The sequence below is a fragment of the Pseudoroseomonas cervicalis ATCC 49957 genome, from assembly GCF_000164635.1.
Lineage (GTDB): Bacteria > Pseudomonadota > Alphaproteobacteria > Acetobacterales > Acetobacteraceae > Pseudoroseomonas > Pseudoroseomonas cervicalis.
The window spans coordinates 1-1,385 of sequence record NZ_GG770956.1 but is presented as its reverse complement, the minus strand read 5'-3'; the positions used below and the strand labels follow the sequence as shown (position 1 = coordinate 1,385).

The 1,385-nt window shown below is 75.3% G+C and carries 1 protein-coding gene; it reads right to left on the bottom strand.

What is annotated here, in order from left to right; translation table 11 throughout:
• Positions 1-94: 94 nt before the first annotated feature.
• Complete coding sequence (ubiM, locus tag HMPREF0731_RS20745; RefSeq protein WP_007006195.1) at positions 95-1,273, bottom strand: 5-demethoxyubiquinol-8 5-hydroxylase UbiM; 1,179 nt, start codon at positions 1,271-1,273, stop codon at positions 95-97.
• Between the last annotated feature and the right edge of the window lie 112 nt (positions 1,274-1,385).

Genomic DNA, 1,385 nt, shown 5'->3' with positions numbered 1-1,385 from the left:
CAGGGAGGGGCCGCGCCCTGGGCGGCGCGGCGATCCCCCCCTAGATAGTGCGTCCGCGCCGTCTCTGCGACCCGTGCGGCCGCGCACCCGCCGCTCAGGCGGCGCGCGACTCCATGAGATGCGAGACGATGCGCTGCTGCACCGGCCGCAGATGGTTGCCCAGCCGCAGCGCCACGTTGCGCAGCAGCCGCGCCGGCGCGCTCTCCTCGGTGTAGAGCAGCGCGGTGGCGTTGGTGGCGAGGTAGAGCGGCCGCGTCGCGCGGCGATGCGCGACCGCGTAGCGGCGCAGCAGGTCGGGCGCGCCGATGTCGCGGCCGGCGGCGTGCGCCGCGCGGATCTCGCGCGCCAGGATGGCCTGGCCGCTCAGGCCGAAATTGAAGCCATGCGCGGTGACGGGGTGCATGCCCACCGCCGCGTCGCCCAGCAGCACGGCGCGGGTGGCGGCGAAGCGCTCGGCATAGACGGCGACCAGCGGGTAGACATGCCGGGTGCTGACCAGTTCCATGGCGCCCAGGCGCTGGCGGTAGCGGCGGGCGATCTCGGCGCCGAACTCGGCCTCCGGCATCGCCTCCAGCCGCGCCATCTCCGCGGGCGGCAGGGTGATGACGGCCGAGGATTCGCGCCCGTTCAGCGGCAGCATGGCGATGGTCTGGCCGTAGTCGAACCACTCGGTGGCGATGCCCTGGTGCGGCGCCGCGTGGCGCAGCCGGCAGACCATCATGCGCTTGCCGAAATCCCGCGTCTCGGCGCCGATGCCGAGCGCCTGGCGCGCCGTGGAGAAGCGGCTGTCGGCGGCGACCAGCAGGCGGGCGCGCAGGGCACGGCCATCGCGCAGCGTGACCTCCGCCCCCTCGACATCGGTGCGCAGGCCGGCGACGCCGGTGCCGGCCAGCAGCGTCACCTCCGGCGCGGCGGTGGCGGTGCGGTAGAGGGCGCGGCGGATGGCGTGGTTGGAGACCAGCTTGCCCAGCTCGGATTCGGCGCGGCCGCTGGTGTCGAAGCGCAGCGCATAGGCCGAGCCGCCATTCAGCACCCGCGCCTCGCGCAGCGGCGAAATGCTCTCCTGCGGGATCAGGTCCCACGCCCCCATCTCCCGCAGCAGCGCCTGGGAGTGGTGGGTGAGCGCGATCTCCCGCCCGTCGAAGCCGGCCTGTTCCAGCGCCGCCCCGGGCTGCTGCTCGACCACCGCGACGGCGAGGCCGGTGCCGGCGAGGGAGGTGGCCAGCGCCAGCCCGGCCGGACCGCCGCCGATGATCGCGATATCGAACTGCATCTGCCCTGCCTCCTGCGTCCTGGCGGATAGGTAGGCCCGCCGGCGGGTTTCGGGAAGGGCGCCCGGCGGCCGGGACCGCGCGCGGCGCCGGGCCTCAGGCGGCGCGCAGCCG